Genomic DNA, 21982 nt, shown 5'->3' with positions numbered 1-21982 from the left:
AAAAGTAATACAACATGACTTACATAGTGATTGTGTCGATAGTGTTGCTCATCACTATCCTTGGCGTCTACATGGTTATTGAAAACAATCGACAAAAAGCAAGGGATGCCGAGAAACGCATTTTCAATGAGCGCGTTAAAGATATTACCGGTCTATACAAACGAAAAATATCTGAATATGTCGATTGCAAACTGATTAGGCCTAAACATGCGCCTAAGTTCAATGCAATTGTAAGCAACTTTTTTGTCGTCCAGTCTCATAATGATGAAAACCTAGATAGACTAGAAAAAGTAAGTGAACTTTTGCTGATGCAAATTGGATCGGAACTCAATAAGTGTAGAAACAACGATAACCTTGAGCTGTTGTCTGAGCAACTGTTTTTATTTGCAGCAGAACTGCCTTCCACGGGTATCGCTTATAATAAAACTTTCTATGCTGAAGTCTTACCTGCACTAATTTCACGTATTCAAACACCCGACACCTATGATGCAGACTCAGCGAATCAAAATGCTGATGCTCAAGAAGATGAAACGGATATTGAAGAGGTAAATTCAGATCAGGATAACCCTCCGGTACAGCGTCACGCCGCTGACATTGTCAATTAAAAAGTTGCTTTTTTAAAGAATGCTGTATAAATTAACAGTAAAATACTGTTTGGATATACAGCATGCTTACGAGTTTGCAAATTAAAAACTTTGCGATTGTCAGTGAACTCAACATTGATTGGCGATCTGGAATGACCGCAATTACCGGTGAAACCGGTGCCGGTAAATCCATTGCTATTGACGCCCTGTCTTTATGTCTGGGTGAAAGAGCGGATGCCAATGCCATTCGCCCGCAAAGTAATAAAGCTGAAATCTCAGCACAGTTTGATATTCGAAACTTACCCCAAGCACAAAAGTTCCTCTCTGAGCTATTGCTGGATGATGATGAGCAAAACTGCATATTGCGAAGAGTAATTACGCGAAATGGCCGCAGTAAAAGCTTCATTAACGGCTCTTCAGTCACTGCTGCTCAATTAAAAGAACTTGGGCAAATGCTTATTGCGATTCACGGCCAACACGCTCATCAATTGCTGCTTAAACCTGAGCACCAACTCGGGTTGTTAGATGCTTATGCAGGCCACAATAATCTTCTCAATGCTGTTAGAGCTCAGTATAACCATTATCAAAAGCTGCAAAAAGAACACGCTCAATTAATTAAACAACAGCAAGCTCAAGCAGCGAAGAAACAGTTATTAGAGTATCAAGTTGAAGAGCTTGATGAATTTGCCTTACAAGAAGGTGAGTACGAGCAAATCGAGGCCGAACACAATCGATTAAGCCATTCGCAAACACTCGTAGAGAGCTGTCAAAGAGAACTTATGAGCCTCTATGAGCAAGATGACCAAACAGTACTGGGGCAATTACAACATAGCGTACAGACTTTCAGTGAGCTCAGTAGCTTGGATCAATCCTTAGAGAGTATTAGTTTAATGCTCAATGAGGCGGCGGTACAACTTGAAGAGGCGTGCCGAGAAATCCGCAGCTACGGTGAGAATATCGAGCAAGATCCGATTAGGTTGCAGGAGATAGAAGAACGTATCACCCAAGCAATGGCCCTATCAAGGAAACACCAAATACAACCCAATCAGTTAGCTGCACATCACTGTGCATTGAAACAAGAACTTGACGGTATTTGTTCTGACAACGCCCGCATTGACCATTTAGAACATGAAATTGCAGAGGCACTGCACGCATATCATATTTCAGCAAGCCAACTGAGCGAAAGTAGAGCACTATCGGCAGACAAGCTGAACACCTTAATCACCGAAAGCATGCACGAGCTATCAATGGAGAATGGGCGATTTGCAATAGAATTGGTAAAAGAAAATGACAGACGCCCTAATGAGTTAGGCATGGATAGTATAGATTTCCTGGTTTCTACTAACCCGGGTCAGCCTATGCAAGCACTCGCAAAAGTAGCCTCTGGCGGTGAGCTTTCTCGAATTAGCTTAGCAATACAAGTTATCATCGCAAATAAAGTCACTACCCCAACGCTCATATTTGATGAAGTGGATGTTGGTATTTCAGGGCCAACCGCCTCACAAGTAGGCAAACAACTTCGCTTACTCGGCAGTTCAACACAAGTTATCTGTGTTACTCACCTACCCCAAGTAGCCTGTAGCGGCCACCAGCAGTTTTTCGTTAAAAAAGAAGTGGACAACGCTCAAACTTATACATCGATGGTGCCCTTAGATGAGCGTGACCGTGTAGATGAAATAGCAAGGCTGCTCGGTGGTGATAGCGTTAGTGAAACGACGAGGGCCAGCGCAAAAGAACTTCTTACAGTGCAGCGCTGCGCTTAAGCACAGCCAAGCTTTAAATTGCCTTGTTGCGCAGCACCAGTTCTAGCAGTACTGTAACAACAAGGCAGAATAACTACTTGTTAGAGGTCATTTTTAATAATGTCCTGTCTTTTTTCACAAAGTGATGAAAAAGTGCCGCACCTGCATGCCCTACAATTAAAACCCAAATCAACCAAGCACCGAGTATTTCTTTGTGAATAAAATCTATCGGCTTTTCAAACTCTGCAAAAGTGAGCCCTAGGCCATCTGAGACAACATATTTAAATATCTCGGTACTCTCAAACTTAGGAATATCAAACATAAAAAAGAACTCAGTATTAACACCTGTGCCAATGTAGCCTGTCACTGGGGCAATAATCATCACGATATAAAGCATATAATGGCCGACATGTGCTGCCATATGTTCAAGTTTCGAACCTGGTTCCGGTTTTGGTGTCTGATCCATTATTCGCCATACTACCCGTAACCCCACAACGACCATAATTGATACACCAAACGATAAATGAAGCTGCAGTGCACTCCAATTTTCAGGCGTCTTAGCTTCTGTAAACCATTGTCGATAATAGACAGACACGTAAGCCGCCAAAAATAAAATTGCTGTTATCCAGTGAATCCATTTCGCAATACTGCCATAGTCAGATTCAGTATTCTTTAATGCCATGTTTGTCCCGTGTTCAACTCTCATAGAAACGTATCGATAATTATTCTAGGACATAAATCTAACAAGGTGTTGTAGCAATAACTGGACGTATTAATCTATAAAAAAGAATGGTCTGTCAGTACTCTAACGAGGAAGTAAGGTAATTACGCTTACATAAGAAAAAACCCCAATACAATGCCTGTATTGGGGTTTGAAACGTAATATAGATTCACATCATGTGATGATTTACTCTAAACACCTAAACATCTATATAATCTAGGATTCCTTCTGCCGCATTTCTGCCTTCAAATATTGCAGTGACAACCAAATCTGAGCCTCTTACTGCATCGCCACCTGCAAATATCTTTGGATTACTTGTTTGGTGGGTGAATGTGCTTTGCTCAGGTGCAACAATGCCACCCCAATGATTAATTTCTACATCATAGCTAGCAAGCCATTCAAGATTGTGCGGTTTAAAGCCAAATGCCAATATTACCGCGTCAGCTTCGATGATGTGCTCAGAGCCTGCGACTTCTTGCGCTCTGCGACGACCATTACTATCTGGCTCACCTAATTCTGTTTTCACCATCTTAACGCCACATACGTTACCCTGTGCGTTCAGTACAATTCCTTTAGGCTGAATGTTAAACTTGAAAATCACGCCTTCTTCTTTGGCATTTTTAACTTCGCGTTTCGAGCCTGGCATGTTTTCTTCATCACGGCGGTAAGCACACACAACCGAACTGGCTTTTTGTCTGACAGAAGTCCTAACGCAGTCCATTGCGGTATCACCACCGCCTAACACAACCACGCGCTTGTCTGTCATACTAATATAAGGCTGCTGCGACTCATCATAACCCATGACTCGGTTAGTATTTCCGATCAAAAATGGGAGCGCATCATATACTTGCTTCGCATCTTCATTTTCTAAGCCGCCGCGCATGTACTGATAAGTGCCAACGCCGACAAACACAGCATCATACTCAGCGAGTAAATCATCCATACTGATGTCCTTGCCGACTTCAGTGTTTAATTTAAACTCAACCCCCATTTCGGTGAAGATCTCTCGACGTTTCTCCATCACTGACTTCTCGAGTTTAAAAGATGGAATGCCAAACGTTAATAGCCCACCGATTTCTGGGTTGCGGTCAAATACGACCGCTTTAACACCATTGCGTACTAATATATCGGCACAACCCAACCCGGCGGGGCCCGCACCGATAATCGCGACTTTTTTATCTGTCCAAGTGACATATGATAGATCTGGCTTCCAGCCCTGCGCAAAAGCGGTGTCAGTAATGTATTTTTCTATGTTACCAATGGTTACTGCACCAAATTCATCGTTTAACGTACATGCGCCTTCACAAAGGCGATCCTGTGGACATACACGTCCACAAACCTCTGGTAAGCTATTTGTTCTGTGTGATAATTCTGCCGCTTCAATGATCCGTCCAGTGCGAATTAATTTTAGCCACTGTGGAATATAATTATGGACTGGGCATTTCCATTCACAATATGGGTTTCCGCAGTCTAAGCACCTGTCAGCTTGAGAGTCTACCTGCTGTCCAGAGAATGGCTCATAGATCTCAACAAAGGAGCTTTTACGCGTAGAAATTGGTTTTTTTCTTGGATCTACACGTTGAACATCGATAAATTGATAAACATTTTCGCTCATGATTCCTCCTTTACTGTGCCTGTACTCTTAGTTCAGCACTACTTCTGGCTCGATGGCCTAGTAAACTCTTAACATCGCTTGATTTTGGCTTGACTAACTTAAACATAGGGATGTACAAGTCAAAGTTTGCCAAAACCTGTTCAGCTCTATCAGAACCTGTGAGCTCTAGGTGTTCAGCAATTAACCCTCTCAAATGTTCTTGGTGAGAAGGCAGTTGCTCCAGCGTCATAACCTCGACTAATTCGGGATTAAAGCGTTTACCAATATCATTTTCTTCATCTAATACATAAGCAAAACCGCCCGTCATACCTGCGCCAAAGTTAACACCAATTTGTCCAAGTACACAGACAACACCGCCTGTCATATATTCACAACCGTTGTCTCCTAGGCCCTCTACTACCGCTTGGACACCTGAGTTACGCACAGCAAAACGCTCGCCTACTCTACCAGCTGCGAACAGTTTTCCGCCTGTTGCACCATAAAGGCAAGTATTTCCAGCAATCGCAGCCTGGTGAGACTTGAAGCTCGAACCAAGAGGGGGTCTGATCACCAATTTACCACCAGCCATGCCTTTACCAACGTAATCATTCGCATCGCCGACTAGGGTTAATTCCAGCCCCCCTGCATTCCAAACCCCAAAAGATTGCCCAGCGGTACCATGTAACTCAATCGACACTGGATCCGCCGCCATACCTTGATTCCCATACTTACCTGCAATGTAACCAGAGAGCATGGCACCAACAGAACGATCAGTGTTTTTAATTCGACTCACTAATGAAGTACCTGACTTCGCGTCAATCGCCTGCTGTGCTTTTGCTAACAACGACTCGTTGAGTTCGCCTCGATAATGAGATGTGTTCTCTGCACTGCAATACAGCGTTTGATTGCTCGGATTATTCGGTTTCGCTAAAATCGGGCTTAAATCTAGCTTGCGCTGTTTATCGCTATTACCCTCTAACACGTCCAATAATTCAGTTCGACCAATCAAGTCTGTTAGTTTGGTGACACCTAGCGAAGCCATGATTTCACGTGCTTCTTGCGCAATGAATTTGAAGTAGTTCATTGCCATCTCAGGCAGACCATGGAAGTGTCTTTGCCTTAAAGTATCATCTTGAGTAGCAACACCGGTTGCACAATTATTCAAATGACAAATTCTAAGGTATTTACATCCCAGCGCGACCATCGGGCCTGTACCAAAGCCAAAACTTTCAGCACCCAAAATTGCCGCTTTGATGATATCTAATCCCGTTTTTAAGCCACCGTCTGTTTGCAAGCGAATGCGATGCCTCAAGCCATTCTCAACCAAAGCTTGCTGCGTTTCCGCTAACCCTAATTCCCATGGACATCCAGCATATTTCACCGAAGTCAATGGGCTAGCACCTGTGCCGCCGTCATAACCCGCTATGGTAATTAAATCGGCATAAGCCTTGGCTACGCCGGTTGCAATGGTGCCCACACCAGGCTCAGAAACTAATTTCACAGAGATCATGGCACTTGGGTTTACTTGCTTAAGGTCAAATATAAGCTGAGCAAGATCCTCTATAGAATAAATATCATGATGTGGAGGTGGTGAAATTAGTGTTACACCAGGAACTGAATAGCGTAACTTTGCAATATACGGCGTGACTTTTTCACCCGGTAATTGACCGCCCTCTCCTGGCTTCGCGCCTTGTGCCACCTTAATCTGAATGACATCTGCACTTTGCAGATAATGCGGAGTTACACCGAATCGACCTGACGCCACCTGTTTAATGCGAGAATTACGTTCATTACCAAAGCGTGCTTTATCCTCTCCGCCCTCTCCTGAATTAGAAAAGCCACCCAGCCTGTTCATAGCGATTGCTAAAGCCTCATGCGCTTCAGGCGACAGAGCGCCAATACTCATCGCGGCAGAGTCAAAACGTTTATATAGTTCAGACGCAGGCTCTACATCATCAATTGAAATTCCAGACTCTGGCAAATTTAATCGCATCAAATCCCGTAAGTTTGTAACAGGGCGGTTGTTTACGATCTCTGCGTATTTTAAATAGTCTTCATACTCACCAGATTTTACGGCTACCTGCAGGGACTGAACCACATCAGGGTTATATGCGTGGTACTCACCGCCATGAACAAACTTTAATAAACCACCGTGACTTAATAACTTGCGCTTACTGTATGCTAGCTGATTAAGTAGCTTGGACTCAGCTTCAAAGTTGTCAAAGTCTGCACCTTTTATCCGGCTAACAACGCCTTTAAAACACAAATCGACGACGTCGTCCGCAAGACCCACAGCTTCAAAGAGCATAGAACAACGATATGATGCTATCGTGCTAATACCCATCTTAGACATGATTTTATATAGGCCTTTGTTAATGGCATTACGATAGGCAAGCGTCACATCACGATAAGACTTTTTAATTACTCCCTTATCAACGAGAGAGACTAACGTTTCATAAGCCAAATAAGGATAAATCGCCGTTGCACCAAAACCCAATAGTACTGCAAACTGATGTGGATCTCGTGCGCTACCTGTCTCAACAATAATATTTGAATCACAGCGTAAATTACTCTTTACCAGACGCTGTTGAACGGCTCCAACGGCCATGGCTGCCGGAATAGGTAACTTACCTTTTTCAATGTCCCTATCTGTTAATAGCACCATGACACAGCCTAAAGCCGCTTTGTTTTGTGCCTCATCACACACTCTTTCTATCGCTTGTTGCAACCCCTCATCATCAGGGTTGTAATTCAAGCTCACCTCACCAACTTTATAATGCGCATCATCAGCTGACTTTAATTGCTGAACATCTGAATACGTCAAGATTGGTGAGTTAAACTGTAAACGCTTAGCATGCCCGGTTGTTTCGTTGAAAACGTTTTGCTCTCTGCCGATGCATGTTGCCAGCGACATCACGTGATTTTCTCTAAGCGGATCTATCGGTGGATTGGTTACCTGTGCGAATTTTTGTCGAAAGTAATCATAGAGCGAACGTGCCCCCTGTGAGAGCACAGCGAACGGCGTATCGTCTCCCATTGAACCAGTTGCTTCTTGGCCATTAGCCCCCATCACGCTGATTACTTGCTCAACTTCTTCGTTACTGTAACCAAATTGCTTTTGATGAGTCAGAAGCGTTTCGTCACTGAAATCTCGTTGGCCAGCATCTTTTTCATCAAGCTCTTCAAATGGGGTCAAGCGCTGGACATTTTGTTCAAGCCATGCTCGGTAAGGGTGTCTCGCCTTCAAATCTTGGTCGATTTCTGACGACTGCCAAATTTTACCATGCAGTGTATCAACAACGAGTAACTCTCCGGGCCCGACTCGGCCTTTTTCTATCACTTCATCCGCTTCATAGTCCCATATTCCCACTTCAGAGGCGATAGTAATAAAACCGTCTTGAGTCACAACGTATCGAGCAGGTCTCAAGCCATTTCTATCCAAATTACAGGCAGCAAAACGACCATCAGACATCACAATTCCCGCCGGTCCATCCCATGGTTCCATGTGCATTGAATTGAAATCATAAAATGCACGTAGGTCGTCATCCATGGCTCGGTTTTTTTGCCATGCGGGTGGAACAAGCATGCGCATTGCCCTAAAGATATCCATCCCACCAGCAAGAAAGAGTTCAAGAATGTTGTCCAAGCTTGAAGAGTCGGAGCCCGACTCATTTACAAATGGCGCCGCAACTTGCAAGTCAGGTAGCAACGGCGAGGAAAATTTATATGCGCGAGCACTTGCCCACTGTCGATTACCCATAATCGTGTTAATTTCACCATTATGAGCAAGATAACGAAACGGTTGCGCCAGTGGCCATTTGGGCTGTGTATTAGTAGAGAATCGTTGATGGAATACACAAATAGCACTGGTCATTCTTAAATCAGCAAGATCTTGATAAAAATTAGGCAAGTCCGCTGGCATCATCAGGCCTTTGTATACAGTCACAAGTCCTGACAAGCTTGCTATATAAAACTGCTCATCACTGGTAATGCGCTTTTCGATACGGCGTCTCGCAATATATAGCCTGCGTTCCAAATCTTTAGGTCGCCACCCTTCCGGTGCACTCACAAAAATTTGCTCAAACTGTGGTAGCTGAGACTTAGCAATAGGCCCTAACATCGACGGCTGAGTCGGAACAACTCGCCACCCTACAATCGATAACGTTTCTTTTTCTAATTCTTCATTAACGATATTCTTTGCAATACCCGCAAGCGTTGGATCTGAGTTTAAAAACACCATACCAACAGCGTAATTCTTACCTAAATGCCAATCGTTTTCAGCCGCGATTGCGCGGAAAAAACTATCGGGCTTTTGTAACAATAAGCCACAACCGTCACCTGTTTTGCCGTCTGCGGCGATACCGCCTCGGTGCTGCATGCGATCTAGACCGGTGATCGCGGTGCGTATTAATTTATGACTGGCTTGTCCTTGCGCATGCGCAATTAGACCAAAGCCACAGTTATCTTTTTCTAATGCCGAGTCGTATAACATAGACCCCTCCCCTTGCTACTACTGCCAGTTAGAATGACTTCGACGATTTGCTGGCAGATATTCAAAACTAGCGCTGAATCAAAAATGAGTCAACAAAAATAAGAATAAATATTCACCCACATGAATATTTCTCAACGCCCCGTTTTTGTAACCAATATTTAATAACATGCAATATTGCAGGCCATTTTGACAACAAACACAAAATGACACCGGTATCAAATGTTAAATAACCCAAAACAAAAACACGAATTTCACCAGTTTACGTAAACGTAAACATGCAACAGGATGAATAACTATTCACAATGGTGATATTTATCATTTCCGTAAATCATGCAAATAGTCGCTAACAACAAGGCTTTGTTAAGGTGTGGCTCTAAGCACGTAGAAAGGCAGAAAAAGTAATATTAATATTTGGCGGAGGAGAGCAACAAAAAACCCGAGCAATGGCTCGGGTTTTCGACAACATATAAGCTAAGCGCAGAAATTATTACTCTGCAGCTTCTTTATACTTTGCTGCAGTTTCAGTGATCAAAGGTTGTAGTTCACCTTTTTGGAACATTTCGATGATGATATCACAACCACCAATTAGCTCACCTTCAACCCAAAGCTGCGGAAATGTTGGCCAGTTAGCGTAATGAGGAAGCTCAGCACGAATATCTGGGTTTAATAAGATATCAACATAAGCAAATTGCTCACCGCACGCCATCAGGGCTTGTGAAGCTTGAGAAGAAAAACCACAGTTAGGTAACTTTGGAGAGCCCTTCATATATAGAAGAATCGGGTTTTCTGCAATTTGCTGTTTAATCTTTTCAATGGTTTCCATATATACCTCAAATGACGATAAGATCGTTTCATACACACTTGACTGGTTAAAAATAGTGCATATGAATCATTCAGACTACAAGTCTTAACAACTGCCATTGCTGTTTGCTAAAACTTGAGTAAAATACTCAGGAATTATAGTATCACTATATAGAACCAAAACGTACTGAAATGTGCCCGTAGCAAGGCAACTTTTTACTGTTTTGGGAATTCAACATAAAAATGGAGATTAAAATGGCTTTTGAACTACCGTCACTTCCTTATGCTATTGATGCGCTTGAGCCGCATATTTCTAAAGAAACTTTAGAATTTCACCACGGCAAACACCACAACACATACGTTGTTAAGCTAAACGGTCTAGTAGAAGGTACTGACTTCGCTAATAAAACGCTTGATGAAGTTGTTCTTAGCTCTGAAGGCGGCATTTTCAACAATGCAGCTCAAATTTGGAACCACACTTTTTACTGGCACAGCTTGGCACCAAATGGTGGTGGCGAAGCTAAAGGTAAAGTAGCAGAACTTATTAACGCAAAATGGGGTTCTTTCGCTGCATTCCAAGACGCATTCAATGATAAAGCGGTTAACAACTTCGGTTCAAGCTGGACTTGGTTAGTACAACTAGCTGATGGTTCTTTAGACATCGTTAACACGTCTAACGCTGCTACGCCATTCACTGAAGAAGGTGTTACACCAATTTTAACAGTTGACCTGTGGGAGCACGCTTACTATATCGATTACCGCAATGTACGTCCTGAGTACTTGAAAGGTTTCTGGTCTCTAGTTAACTGGGATTTCGCAAACGAAAATCTAGCTTAATTACAAGGGTATAACTGTACCAATTTAAGCAATAAAAAAGGCGCATAGGCGCCTTTTTTTACACTTCTCGAATTTAGCTATCACATTAAATTCTCATATTTTTTAAGCAAATATCCAATAACACGACTAAGCTTTAGTTAAGCCTTGCATTTTAACCCCAGCTTATTTTTAACAGGTTATTGGAGTTTGATATGACTATATTTGAGCATTACCAATCCCGATACGAAGCAGCACAAGAAGAAGAATTCACAATCGCTGAGTTTCTCGATATTTGTAAAGAGGATAAGGCAGCTTATGCCAGTGCGCCTGAAAGGTTGCTCATGGCCATTGGTGAGCCAGAAATGATAGATACTTCTACCGACGCAAGACTCAGTCGGCTATTCTCGAATCGGGTTATCGCGCGCTATCCAGCATTCCACGAGTTTTACGGTATGGAAGACGCAATTGAACAGATTGTTTCTTACTTAAAACATGCTGCACAAGGGCTTGAAGAGTGTAAGCAAGTACTGTATTTACTAGGACCAGTAGGTGGTGGTAAGTCATCTATCGCAGAAAAATTAAAGTACTTAATGCAGCAAGTCCCCATTTACGCAATCAAAGGTTCACCCGTTAATGACCACCCATTGAGCCTTTTCAATGCACAAGAGGACGGTGAGCTACTCGAGAAAGAGTATGGTATTTCAAAACGTTACCTTAAAACCGTCATGTCGCCTTGGGCAACGAAGCGACTACATGAATACAACGGCGATATTAGCAAATTTAAAGTGGTCAAACGGTATCCATCCATTCTTGACCAGGTTGCTATTGCTAAGACCGAACCTGGAGACGAAAACAACCAAGATATCTCAGCATTGGTAGGTAAAGTTGATATACGCAAACTAGAGCACTTTGCACAAAATGACCCTGATGCTTACGCCTACTCCGGTGCGCTATGCTTGGCCAACCAAGGGTTGATGGAATTTGTGGAGATGTTCAAAGCCCCTATCAAAGTGTTGCACCCATTGCTAACAGCAACTCAAGAGGGTAATTACAACGGCACTGAGGGTATTTCTGCATTGCCATTCAATGGCATTATACTCGCTCACTCAAATGAATCCGAATGGCAAACCTTCAAAAACAATAAAAATAATGAAGCATTCTTAGACCGTGTTTTCATTGTCAAAGTGCCCTATTGCCTACGAGTTTCGGAAGAGGTCAAAATCTACAAAAAGCTGCTTGAAAATAGTGAGCTAAAAAATGCCCAATGTGCACCAGGCACGTTAGAGACCTTAGCAAAATTCTCGTCTCTGTCGAGAATTAAAGAACCTGAAAACTCAAGTATTTATTCAAAAATGCGCGTGTACGACGGTGAAAGTCTAAAGGATACTGATCCGAAAGCGAAATCCTATCAGGAATATAGAGACTATGCAGGTGTTGATGAAGGGATGAACGGCTTATCTACCCGTTTTGCCTTTAAGATACTGTCTCGCGTGTTCAACTTCGACCATACCGAAGTTGCGGCTAATCCAGTACACCTTTTCTATGTACTCGAGCAGCAGATAGAGCGAGAGCAATTTAATGCCGAAATACAAGAGCGGTATCTTAGTCATTTAAAAGGTTATTTGATACCTCAATACGTAGAGTTTATTGGTAAAGAGCTGCAAACAGCTTATCTAGAGTCATATTCGGAATATGGTCAGAATATTTTTGACCGTTATGTTACTTATGCTGATTTTTGGATTCAGGACCAAGAGTATAGAGATCCGGATACTGGACAGCTTTTCGATAGATCGGCGCTCAACGCTGAGTTAGAGAAAATAGAAAAGCCAGCGGGTATTTCTAACCCCAAAGACTTTAGAAATGAAATAGTAAATTTCGTTTTACGTGCTCGGGCCCACCACAATGGAGATAACCCAGTATGGACGAGCTACGAAAAACTTAGAACAGTGATTGAGAAAAAAATGTTCTCTAATACTGAAGATTTACTCCCCGTCATCTCTTTTAATGCCAAAACTTCCGCAGAAGATCAGAAAAAGCATGAGGACTTCGTCAATCGAATGATGGAAAAAGGATATACCCAGAAGCAGGTTCGGTTACTTTCTGAATGGTATTTAAGAGTTAGAAAGTCACAGTAATCTTAGCGATTGGAGGGTGGTCTATGGCACATTTCATCGATCGAAGATTGAATGGGAAAAACAAAAGCACGCCGAATAGACAAAGGTTTATTCGGCGTTACAAAAAACAAATAAAAGAGGCGGTCTCTGACGCCATCAACAAAAGAAGTGTTACTGATATTAGTAGTGGAGAAAGTATTTCGATTCCACAAAGAGATATTAGTGAACCCGTATTCCATCAGGGGAAAGGTGGCAATAGAGAGCACATTCACCCTGGTAATGATCAATTTACAACGGGCGATAAAATTCAGCGCCCTCCTTCTGGTCAAGGTGGAGGGGCTGGAGAGGGCAATGCCAGCGATCAAGGGGAAGGACAAGATGACTTCGTATTTTCAATCTCTAAAGACGAGTATCTAGACCTGCTTTTCGAAGATTTGGAATTGCCCAACTTACAAAAAAGCCAACTTGATAAGTTAGTGCAAATGAAGACGCATCGGGCTGGTTTTTGTAACGACGGGATGCCGAGCAATTTAGATATCGTCCGCTCTCTAAAAGGGTCTATTGCGCGCAGAATTGCAATGACGGCAGGTAAACGAGCGCGATTAAAAGAATTAGAATTAGAGCTAGAGGAATTGCTGGCAGAGCCTGTACCTCCGCAGCAAAAAATACAGCAGCTCGAAGACGAGATAGAAGCTCTTAGAAAACGCATTGCTGCGGTGCCTTTTATTGATAATTATGATTTGAGATTTAGAAATTACGAAAAAAGGCCCCACCCTACTAGCAAGGCAGTTATGTTTTGTTTGATGGATGTTTCTGGCTCGATGGACCAAGCTACCAAAGATATGGCAAAACGTTTTTATATATTGCTATATCAGTTTTTGACGAGAACGTATAAAGACATAGAAGTGGTGTATATACGCCATCACACTCAAGCTAAAGAAGTTGATGAACAAGAGTTCTTCTATTCTCAAGAAACTGGCGGAACGATTGTATCAAGCGCCTTAAAATTAATGGACGAGATAGTAGCTGAGAGATACTCTCAAGGTGACTGGAATATATATGCTGCTCAGGCATCAGATGGTGATAACTGGGCTGATGACTCTCCGCATTGCACGGATATTTTAGCTAACAAGCTACTTAAAATGGTTAGGTATTATGCATATATAGAAATAACTACACGGGCACATCAAAGTTTGTGGCGTGAGTACCAAGGCCTATCTGCGGCCTACAACAATTTTGCTATGCAGCACATTCGTTCCGTTGAAGATATCTACCCTATCTTCCGAGAGCTGTTCAAGAAAAACCGCCAAAAACAACAAGGTGCAGCATAATCAGAGGGGAAGCGCAAATGACCTATAACCCTTTAAATGACGGTCCTGATTGGACGTTCGAACGACTTGAAATATACCAAGCCGAGATTGCTCGGGTTGCAGAGCACTATCGGCTGGATACTTACCCAAATCAGATAGAAGTGATCACTGCAGAACAAATGATGGACGCGTATTCTAGTGTGGGCATGCCTATTGGCTATGCACACTGGTCATACGGCAAAAAATTCATTCAAACTGAGCAAAACTACAAGCGTGGTCAGATGGGGTTAGCTTATGAGATTGTAATTAACTCCGACCCTTGCATAGCGTATTTGATGGAAGAGAATACCCTGCCGATGCAAGCATTGGTCATGGCGCATGCCTGCTATGGACACAACTCTTTTTTCAAGGGTAATTACCTATTTAAAACCTGGACAGATGCCTCTTCGATTATTGATTACCTTGTCTTCGCCAAGAATTACGTAGCGCAATGTGAAGAAAAGTACGGAATTGAAGAAGTTGAAAACTTATTAGACTCATGCCATGCACTGATGAACTATGGTGTGGATAGATACAAACGACCACAACAAATCTCTTTATTTGAAGAGCAAAAAAGGCAGAAAGAAAGAGAAGATTACCTGCAATCTCAAGTTAATGAACTTTGGAAGACGATTCCCACAAATAAGCAAGAAGATACTGAAAATTTACCAAAGTTTCCTTCTGAGCCTCAAGAGAACATTCTCTACTTTATTGAAAAGAATGCACCACTACTCGAGTCTTGGCAACGAGAAATTATACGTATCGTACGCAAAATATCTCAGTATTTTTATCCTCAAAGACAAACCCAGGTCATGAATGAAGGGTGGGCAACATTTTGGCATTATACGATACTCAATCATTTGTATGATGAAGGGAAACTCAGTGATGCGTTTATGCTAGAGTTTTTGCAAAGCCATACCAATGTGGTTTACCAACCACCCTATAATAGTAAGTTTTATTCTGGTATCAACCCCTACGCGCTAGGGTTTAACATGATGGTAGATATTCGCCGTATTTGCGAAAACCCAACTGAAGAAGATAGATACTGGTTTCCTGAATTTGCAGGAAAAAACTGGCTGGATACTTTGCATTTTGCGATGGAAAACTTTAAAGACGAGAGTTTCGTCAGTCAGTTTTTATCGCCCAAAATAATTCGCGACTTCAAGCTCTTCACGATTCTTGATAAAGAGTCATCCCCGCATTTGGAAGTAAGCGCAATTCATGATGAAACTGGTTACTTGAAAGTTAGAAGTAGCCTTTCAGCTCATTATAATTTAAGTAACAATGAGCCAAACATTCAGGTGTACAATGTGGATGTTAGAGGTGACCGTTCACTTACATTAAGGTATGTCCCTCAAGATAAAATTCCTTTAGCTGATTCTAAGATTGAAGTTTTAAAGCACCTGTATCGCCTTTGGGGCTTCGAGGTAAGACTAGAGCAGCTAGAGCATGATGGCACCGTCACAGTGCTTGGGCAATGCCCATTAGAGTCAAAAGAGTCAGAATAATTATGATGTAAAAGCTTGAAACAATGTCTTTCAAGCTTTTACATATGAGCGACTAACAAAGTTTTTATCAAAACTATCTACGTGCTCCCAGCAGAGAAGCCTCATATTTTAATTATTGAGACATTGAAGGCTCATAAACGGTGACTTTATTTCTTCCATTTTCTTTAGAGTGATACAGTGCGGCGTCTGTGGCTTCAATCCACTGCTCGTGCTTACTGAATGCTTCGTCATAACTCGCTATACCGAGACTCACGGTTAGTTTAATTTCTTTTTTATCATAATAGATAACTGAATTCTCTATCATGCTGCGCAGCCTTTCAGCAAAAATCATGGCCCCTTCAGCATCAGTATCCACCAAAGTGACTGCAAACTCTTCACCGCCATACCTGCCAGCAATATCCGTTTCTCGCAGCGTCTTTTTTAATAAATCCGAGATATGTCTGATAGCTTCGTCACCCCCGCTATGTCCATACTCATCATTTATCCGTTTAAAAAAGTCGATGTCGAACATCAATAAACTGCTACAGCCGTGGTTTCTTTTCAGCCGTTTAAACTCATGCCTAAGAGATTCTTCCCAATAACCCCGATTTGATAGCTTAGTGAGCGCATCTGTGCGACTCATTTCTTCGAGTGTCTTGTTGGCTTTTTCAAGCTCGAGTTTATTCATTGCCTCGTCAGTCACATCATAGAGAATGACGCAAATATGTCCAACCTCACCAGTTACCGTAGTAAGGGGAATAAATGTCGCATTCTGGTACATGTATTCAGCTTTCCCCGTAATGGGGCGATAATTCTTGAAGCGAAAAATATACGGCTGTTGCTCCCAGATGGTAAATGAGCGATTTTTCAGCACGAATACTGGCTCTGCTTTGCCTCTGAACCAAGATTCATCAATACTTGGAAACAGGTCGAATACGTCTTTGTCCTTCACCGCACTGGGTAGCAAACCAGAGTGGTTTTCCATAAAGCCATTCCATATGCATACACGATAATCTCTGTCTAGTACAACCAGTCCAACATCTACCGTGTTAAACATATCCATTAGCCAATGGATTTCATTCATATCAAAATCAGAAGCAGGCATAATTCTAGTCGTCTAATAGGTAAGCAACTTTATATTTCAGCGTTTTCAAAGAGTCCTCTGTAAACAACAGCATCAAGTCGCAGTTAATATTATGGTGTTCTATTCCATAGCTTATTTCAATCGCTAGTGTTCTTTGCCACCTAGATTTGTTAGCTTTTACCAGCTCGGAAACTTCACAGTGCTGACCCAGTACTACCGGGTGTCCCTGACTGAAAGGCATGTCTAATTGTCGCGACAATCCTGTTAAAATAGCGCCAATTAAGATATTACTGACATCCATTAATAGCTCTAGCTCTACCTTCTGATTGAGCTCTCCTTGGTATTTCATCAGAGAGGCTATTTCTTTAAAGCTTGAATCATTTAGCAGTAGTAGTGCCTCTCCAGACACCCCTCCGCCAATAAACCCCTGACAGACCCCGGAGGTTGTGGCATTTGCATCGATTGCTTGCAATGCCATATGCAACTCATTCACCTCTAGTACATTGACATTAGGTATGGGTAGTTCGACGAATACATTCAATAATCTAGCCAATAAATCACCAGCTTGCCCCATAGCAACATTGGCAATTTCCTGATAAATATCTCGAATCTCAGGTTCCAATTGCTCTCCGAGCTTATGAACTAAATTAGCGCGAATGGCTTTATCTTTAATTCCGTGATGAGTGATAATCTCTTCAAGCTTTTGAGCATCACACGGCTTGCGAATAAAGTCTATCGCGCCGAGTTCCATCACTCTTTGGTGGGCGTTGGGCTGAATATCTCCAGACACAACCACGGTTAATACATTTAAACCTTGCTCTTGGATAGCCTGCAGTACTTCATATCCGTCCATGTGTGGCATGTTGAGGTCTAGAAATAGAATTTCTGGAGAAATTTCTTTGATTTTTTCTATACAATCCAATCCGTGCTCTGCAAACTCAACTTTTATATCCCAGTCGTCAGGCAAAGAGCGGGCTAATTGCCTACGTGCAAGTTTAGAATCATCGCAAATTAGGATGGGTGTCGACATAAAAGCTCTCTATTAATTGGGTTGTTTTTTACCCAAGAATTCTAATTATAGTTATTACACAGCAGCGTTGAGAATAAATATGTTAATCAATGCATGAACAATTTACAATCCAAATTACTGCCGAAGCTTGGTTATATAAAATCAGTATAATACACTGTCGAGAATTGCGAAAAATTTAAAAAGGAATACGTTATGCGTAGAGTCTCTTTTTTGGCGACAGTGTTATTAGCCACAAGCTGTTTTTCTGCCAGTGCAGAGTTGTCTGAAAACCAGTTAGATCAAGGCAAAGTGAAGGCTGGTGGGAAGCCGGTAACCTTATTGGGAAGCGGTATTAAGATAGGAGATCAGGCCCCCAACTTTAAAGTTGTCAATGCAGATTTTACTCCCGTTTCATTGTCAGATTTTGATGGCAAAGCTGTTTTAATCAGTGTTGTGCCAAGTTTAGATACAGGCATATGTAGTTTGCAGACCAAGTACTTCAATGAAAAAGTCGCAAGCGAATACCCTGAAGTTGTCATGCTGACAATTAGCACTGATTTACCTTTTGCTCAAAAACGATTCTGTAAGCAAGAAGGGGTTGATAAAGTCCAGACACTCTCCGATTCTGTGTGGCGAAACTTTGGTGAACAATATGGTTTACTTATAAAAGACATGGGATTACTTAGCCGCGCTGTATTTGTCCTAGATAAGTCTCATAAGGTTCAATACAAGCAACTGGTCGATAATTTGGCAACAGAACCTGACTATGCAGCTGCAATAGCATCACTCAAAGCGCTATAAAGCAAAAAAGCCAGCTATTGCTGGCTTTTTTAACTAATAAAAATATTATTTGCTTAAATCAAGCATTAGCTTGTTCAAACGCGTAACAAAGCCAACAGGATCTTTTAAGCTGCCTCGCTCTGCTAGCAACGCTTGATCAAGCAGCACTTCTGACCACTGTGCAAACTTATCCTCATCCTGCTCATCATTTAGGTGTTTCACCAATTGGTGCTCAGGGTTTAACTCAAAAATTGGCTTACTTTCAGGCGCTGACTGTCCGATTGACTCCATTAACTTTTGCATTTGCGAACTCATATCGTGGTCATCAACAACCACACAAGCTGGAGAGTCTGTTAGACGGTGAGTAAAGCGTACTTCTTTAACTTTCTCGCCTAGTGACGCTGAAATACGCTCCACAAGGCCTGCTACGTCTTTTTCGCTCTCTTCTTGTGCCTTTTTAGACTCTTCGTCTTCTAAGTCACCTAAATCTAGATCACCACGCGTTACAGACTGGAACTGTTTGCCATCAAATTCAGTTAGGTGGCCCATCATCCATTCATCAACACGGTCTGACATAAGTAAAACTTCGATGCCTTTCTTACGGAAAATTTCTAAGTGCGGTGAACTCTTCGCTGTTTCAAAGCTATCAGCAACCACATAGTAAATCTTTTCCTGACCTTCTTGCATACGCTCAACATACTGCTCTAATGACACGTTTTGTGCACTCTCATCCGTGTTTGTTGAACTGAATCGCAATAATTTAGCAACAGCTTCTTTGTTTGCAGCGTCTTCAGCTGGGCCTTCTTTGATTACTTGGCCAAACTCATTCCAGAATGTTTGATATTCTTCTGGTTTGTTCTTGCCCATGCGATCAAGCATTTTTAATACGCGAGATGTACACCCTTTGCGGATAGCTTGCGTTATTTTATTGTCTTGAAGGATTTCACGAGACACATTCAACGGTAGGTCATTTGAGTCCAGTAAACCTTTCACAAATCGTAAATAGCTTGGCATGAACTGCTCTGCGTCATCCATAATGAAAACGCGTTGAACATACAGTTTCAAGCCTGTTTGGCGGTCACGATTCCACAAGTCAAAAGGTGCTTTTTTAGGAATATAAAGCAAGCTTGTATACTCAGTCTTACCTTCAACTTTATTGTGGCCCCATGTCAAAGGCTCTTCCCAATCGTGTCCTACATGCTTATAAAACTCTTTATATTCATCATCTGAAATTTCTGACTTGTCGCGAGTCCACAGTGCCGTAGCACGGTTAATCGCTTCCCACTCGCCTGGCTGCGCTTCAATTTTCTCTCCATCTGGACCTTCAGATTCAGGAACTGGTGCTTTAAACATTTCCACTGGGATAGAGATATGGTCTGAGTATTTTGTGATAATTGAGCGTAAACGGAATTCGTCGAGAAACTCACTTTCGTCTTCTCGTAAATGAAGGATGATCTCCGTTCCTCGTTCAGCTTTTTCAACATCAGCCAGAGAGTACTCACCCTCTCCTTTTGATTGCCACTCTACAGCCACTGATTCTCCAGCCTTGCGTGTGCGTACTGTCACTTCATCAGCAACGATAAATGCAGAGTAAAAACCAACACCAAATTGGCCGATTAACTGTGAATCTTTAGCTTGGTCGCCAGTCAGGTTTTGGAAAAACTCAGCTGTGCCTGACTTCGCAATAGTACCCAGTGAATTAATTACTTCTTCACGAGACATACCGATACCATTATCAGAAATAGTGACGGTTTTAGCATCCTTATCAGCGCTTACACGCACTTTCAAATCTGCATCGCCTTCGTATAAGTCACCATTTTGTAAAGCTAAATAGCGCAATTTATCTGCTGCATCTGAAGCATTTGAGACAAGTTCGCGTAAGAAAATCTCCTTGTTTGAGTACAAAGAGTGGATCATGAGGTTAAGAAGTTTACCTACATCTGTGCCAAACTGGTGATTTTCTTTATTTTTAATATCAGACATTCGATATACCCTAATCAATTAAGTACTGTAATTACTGTACTGTTAATCTGTTCGTAACGTTATGGTTAGGTATATTGTGATGTGAAAAGGTTTTTCAAGAGGCAAGATAAATTTTTTTGCAAAGTGCAGATATAAACGAAGAAAAGAAATGGTGATTAATGGTGCATTACACTCTGTACTGCACTTAAACCGAGTTTAGTGCAGTACATTCAAAGCCTAGTAGAGTCAGGGTTACTATGCTGATTTTCGCTCTACGAAGGCCATGCCTGAAGCATCACTTTGCTCCAAAAGCATCAGGAAATTAGGCTTTCCAAATAACATCATTACGTCTAATAGCTGCGATGCTGACAATTCCGTTTTTCCAGATTCCCAATTTGAAATAGTGGCTTGGTCTACTGGTGTAACCAGGCTTTTACCTAATTGGGCTTGCGTTAAGTTCATATCCTGACGCAATCTACGTATAGTCATTTGAATATAACGTTTAGCATCTTGTGTTTGCGCCTTACGCGAACGTTCATTTCTAGAGATCACACTCATAACATATCCATATCTATTTTCAGCATTTACTAACATTAAGCCATTTATATTCACTAACAGTGTTAGTTAACCCAGCAAAAAGTCAGAAAAAATGATTACATTAACCCCGACCCAATTAGACAACTGAATTCATTTAATGTAGTCTATCTGGGTCAACTGAGTAAATAATTGATCGGATTGGGTTATATGTCAACAACTTTTGCAACAAGATTGAAACAACTAAGGGTTTCCTTGGAAGAGTCACAAATTAGTTTTTCTGAATTATTAGATATACCTACAGCTTCATATCGCAAGTATGAAAAGGGGGAGAGGGAGCCTACTCTATCAGTAATTGAAAAGTTTTTTTCACACCCATTAACAGAGAAACATGCATGCTGGTTGATTACAGGTCAAGAAAGCCCCAATGCGACCACTTCTTCCCAGTCTACTCAATCGAATAAAGTAACCCAATCGTATGATAAAGACTTTGAATCTCAGTTTCTTAAGGCTGCAAAAGAAAGTTTGCTCTTCATATGCCACCTAGGATGGTTTAAAGCAGGTAAAGAAGTGAACTTTGACAACTGTGGGAAAATCTTACTAAGAGACTTACAACCATTTTTAAATAAACGCGCACTCAATTCGACTAAAAAAGTTGGCTAAGCATCAAACAGTTGTATCAGTCTTAACTTGTTAAAATTAATCATATTTTGATACTCGCATAACTACCGAGCCAAGTACTTGAAGCAAAAGCAGGTTACCCATGAGTAACGAAGTCTGCTTAGCTATCATGAACGCCCCTTCGTCCGTTTTACTGGAAACAGCTAAGTGCTCATTATTCTGGTTGCTGAACCTCTTGAGTTCAACATCACTGCAAAGATGCGCTTTAATTACATATCTCTTACTCTTTGCA

16 protein-coding genes are annotated in these 21982 nt (G+C 41.8%); 8 read left to right on the top strand and 8 right to left on the bottom strand.

Annotated features, from left to right (window positions below):
* The first annotated feature begins 14 nt into the window (after positions 1–14).
* Positions 15–605 carry a hypothetical protein gene (locus tag A7985_RS00275; RefSeq protein WP_065788456.1) on the top strand — a complete coding sequence of 197 codons (591 nt, stop codon included), beginning with the start codon at positions 15–17 and terminating at the stop codon, positions 603–605.
* A gap of 62 nt (positions 606–667) precedes the next feature.
* Positions 668–2347 carry a DNA repair protein RecN gene (gene recN, locus A7985_RS00270; protein WP_065788455.1) on the top strand — a complete coding sequence of 560 codons (1680 nt, stop codon included), beginning with the start codon at positions 668–670 and terminating at the stop codon, positions 2345–2347.
* 73 nt (positions 2348–2420) lie between these two features.
* On the opposite strand, the gene A7985_RS00265 is transcribed toward recN, so the two are convergent.
* The 4 genes from A7985_RS00265 to A7985_RS00250 form a co-directional block, all read right to left on the bottom strand.
* On the bottom strand, positions 2421–3008 hold the full coding sequence (locus A7985_RS00265; RefSeq protein WP_065788454.1) for a cytochrome b: 588 nt from the start codon (positions 3006–3008) through the stop codon (positions 2421–2423).
* Positions 3009–3246: 238 nt separating this feature from the next.
* Positions 3247–4662 carry an FAD-dependent oxidoreductase gene (locus tag A7985_RS00260; RefSeq protein WP_065788453.1) on the bottom strand — a complete coding sequence of 472 codons (1416 nt, stop codon included), beginning with the start codon at positions 4660–4662 and terminating at the stop codon, positions 3247–3249.
* Between the two features lie 10 nt (positions 4663–4672).
* Positions 4673–9133 (bottom strand): glutamate synthase large subunit, encoded by a 4461-nt coding sequence (gene gltB, locus A7985_RS00255; RefSeq protein ID WP_065788452.1) that lies wholly within the window; start codon positions 9131–9133, stop codon positions 4673–4675.
* A gap of 487 nt (positions 9134–9620) precedes the next feature.
* Complete coding sequence (locus A7985_RS00250) at positions 9621–9956, bottom strand: Grx4 family monothiol glutaredoxin (RefSeq protein WP_063359249.1); 336 nt, start codon at positions 9954–9956, stop codon at positions 9621–9623.
* Positions 9957–10189: 233 nt separating this feature from the next.
* Between A7985_RS00250 and A7985_RS00245 the strand changes: the two genes are divergently transcribed.
* The 4 genes from A7985_RS00245 (at position 10190) to A7985_RS00230 (ending at position 15721) form a co-directional block, all read left to right on the top strand.
* Complete coding sequence (locus tag A7985_RS00245) at positions 10190–10771, top strand: Fe-Mn family superoxide dismutase (protein ID WP_063372956.1); 582 nt, start codon at positions 10190–10192, stop codon at positions 10769–10771.
* A 191-nt stretch (positions 10772–10962) separates the two neighbouring features.
* On the top strand, positions 10963–12885 hold the full coding sequence (locus A7985_RS00240) for a PrkA family serine protein kinase (protein WP_065788451.1): 1923 nt from the start codon (positions 10963–10965) through the stop codon (positions 12883–12885).
* A gap of 23 nt (positions 12886–12908) precedes the next feature.
* On the top strand, positions 12909–14195 hold the full coding sequence (locus tag A7985_RS00235; protein ID WP_065788450.1) for a YeaH/YhbH family protein: 1287 nt from the start codon (positions 12909–12911) through the stop codon (positions 14193–14195).
* A gap of 17 nt (positions 14196–14212) precedes the next feature.
* Positions 14213–15721 (top strand): SpoVR family protein, encoded by a 1509-nt coding sequence (locus tag A7985_RS00230; RefSeq protein ID WP_065788449.1) that lies wholly within the window; start codon positions 14213–14215, stop codon positions 15719–15721.
* A gap of 112 nt (positions 15722–15833) precedes the next feature.
* Here A7985_RS00230 and A7985_RS00225 read toward each other — a convergent pair whose 3' ends face one another.
* Together A7985_RS00225 and A7985_RS00220 are read right to left on the bottom strand one after the other, a co-directional pair.
* Entirely contained in the window at positions 15834–16805 is a 972-nt protein-coding gene (locus A7985_RS00225; protein WP_065788448.1) for a sensor domain-containing diguanylate cyclase, read from the bottom strand.
* Between the two features lie 4 nt (positions 16806–16809).
* Positions 16810–17814, bottom strand: coding sequence for a response regulator (locus A7985_RS00220; RefSeq protein WP_065788447.1), 1005 nt, complete (start codon positions 17812–17814; stop codon positions 16810–16812).
* A gap of 192 nt (positions 17815–18006) precedes the next feature.
* On the opposite strand from A7985_RS00220, the gene tpx reads away from it, so the two are divergent.
* Positions 18007–18594 carry a thiol peroxidase gene (tpx, locus tag A7985_RS00215; protein ID WP_065788446.1) on the top strand — a complete coding sequence of 196 codons (588 nt, stop codon included), beginning with the start codon at positions 18007–18009 and terminating at the stop codon, positions 18592–18594.
* A 45-nt stretch (positions 18595–18639) separates the two neighbouring features.
* Here tpx and htpG read toward each other — a convergent pair whose 3' ends face one another.
* Complete coding sequence (gene htpG, locus A7985_RS00210) at positions 18640–20556, bottom strand: molecular chaperone HtpG (protein WP_065788445.1); 1917 nt, start codon at positions 20554–20556, stop codon at positions 18640–18642.
* A gap of 234 nt (positions 20557–20790) precedes the next feature.
* Positions 20791–21093, bottom strand: a complete 303-nt coding sequence (locus A7985_RS00205) for a helix-turn-helix transcriptional regulator (protein WP_247684898.1) — start codon at positions 21091–21093, stop codon at positions 20791–20793.
* Between the two features lie 186 nt (positions 21094–21279).
* Here A7985_RS00205 and A7985_RS00200 point away from each other — a divergent pair, with 186 nt between their 5' ends.
* Complete coding sequence (locus A7985_RS00200; RefSeq protein ID WP_065788444.1) at positions 21280–21732, top strand: helix-turn-helix domain-containing protein; 453 nt, start codon at positions 21280–21282, stop codon at positions 21730–21732.
* The last annotated feature ends 250 nt before the right edge of the window (positions 21733–21982 follow it).

The organism is Pseudoalteromonas luteoviolacea (assembly GCF_001696455.1).
In the GTDB taxonomy this organism is placed as follows: domain Bacteria; phylum Pseudomonadota; class Gammaproteobacteria; order Enterobacterales; family Alteromonadaceae; genus Pseudoalteromonas; species Pseudoalteromonas luteoviolacea_C.
Note: the sequence above shows the minus strand (reverse complement) of the source record. Positions and strands in the feature narration are given on the sequence as shown.

What these genes read in the sequence shown, in the direction of transcription:
- tpx (WP_065788446.1), top strand. Translation starts at nt 18,007, where the DNA reads ATGCGTAGAGTCTCTTTTTTGGCGACAGTGTTATTAGCCACAAGCTGT.
- recN (WP_065788455.1), top strand. Translation starts at nt 668, where the DNA reads ATGCTTACGAGTTTGCAAATTAAAAACTTTGCGATTGTCAGTGAACTC.
- A7985_RS00245 (WP_063372956.1), top strand. Translation starts at nt 10,190, where the DNA reads ATGGCTTTTGAACTACCGTCACTTCCTTATGCTATTGATGCGCTTGAG.
- A7985_RS00230 (WP_065788449.1), top strand. Translation starts at nt 14,213, where the DNA reads ATGACCTATAACCCTTTAAATGACGGTCCTGATTGGACGTTCGAACGA.
- A7985_RS00225 (WP_065788448.1), bottom strand. Translation starts at nt 16,805, where the DNA reads ATGCCTGCTTCTGATTTTGATATGAATGAAATCCATTGGCTAATGGAT.
- htpG (WP_065788445.1), bottom strand. Translation starts at nt 20,556, where the DNA reads ATGTCTGATATTAAAAATAAAGAAAATCACCAGTTTGGCACAGATGTA.
- A7985_RS00235 (WP_065788450.1), top strand. Translation starts at nt 12,909, where the DNA reads ATGGCACATTTCATCGATCGAAGATTGAATGGGAAAAACAAAAGCACG.
- A7985_RS00265 (WP_065788454.1), bottom strand. Translation starts at nt 3,008, where the DNA reads ATGGCATTAAAGAATACTGAATCTGACTATGGCAGTATTGCGAAATGG.
- A7985_RS00260 (WP_065788453.1), bottom strand. Translation starts at nt 4,662, where the DNA reads ATGAGCGAAAATGTTTATCAATTTATCGATGTTCAACGTGTAGATCCA.
- A7985_RS00220 (WP_065788447.1), bottom strand. Translation starts at nt 17,814, where the DNA reads ATGTCGACACCCATCCTAATTTGCGATGATTCTAAACTTGCACGTAGG.
- gltB (WP_065788452.1), bottom strand. Translation starts at nt 9,133, where the DNA reads ATGTTATACGACTCGGCATTAGAAAAAGATAACTGTGGCTTTGGTCTA.
- A7985_RS00275 (WP_065788456.1), top strand. Translation starts at nt 15, where the DNA reads ATGACTTACATAGTGATTGTGTCGATAGTGTTGCTCATCACTATCCTT.
- A7985_RS00200 (WP_065788444.1), top strand. Translation starts at nt 21,280, where the DNA reads ATGTCAACAACTTTTGCAACAAGATTGAAACAACTAAGGGTTTCCTTG.
- A7985_RS00205 (WP_247684898.1), bottom strand. Translation starts at nt 21,093, where the DNA reads ATGAGTGTGATCTCTAGAAATGAACGTTCGCGTAAGGCGCAAACACAA.
- A7985_RS00250 (WP_063359249.1), bottom strand. Translation starts at nt 9,956, where the DNA reads ATGGAAACCATTGAAAAGATTAAACAGCAAATTGCAGAAAACCCGATT.
- A7985_RS00240 (WP_065788451.1), top strand. Translation starts at nt 10,963, where the DNA reads ATGACTATATTTGAGCATTACCAATCCCGATACGAAGCAGCACAAGAA.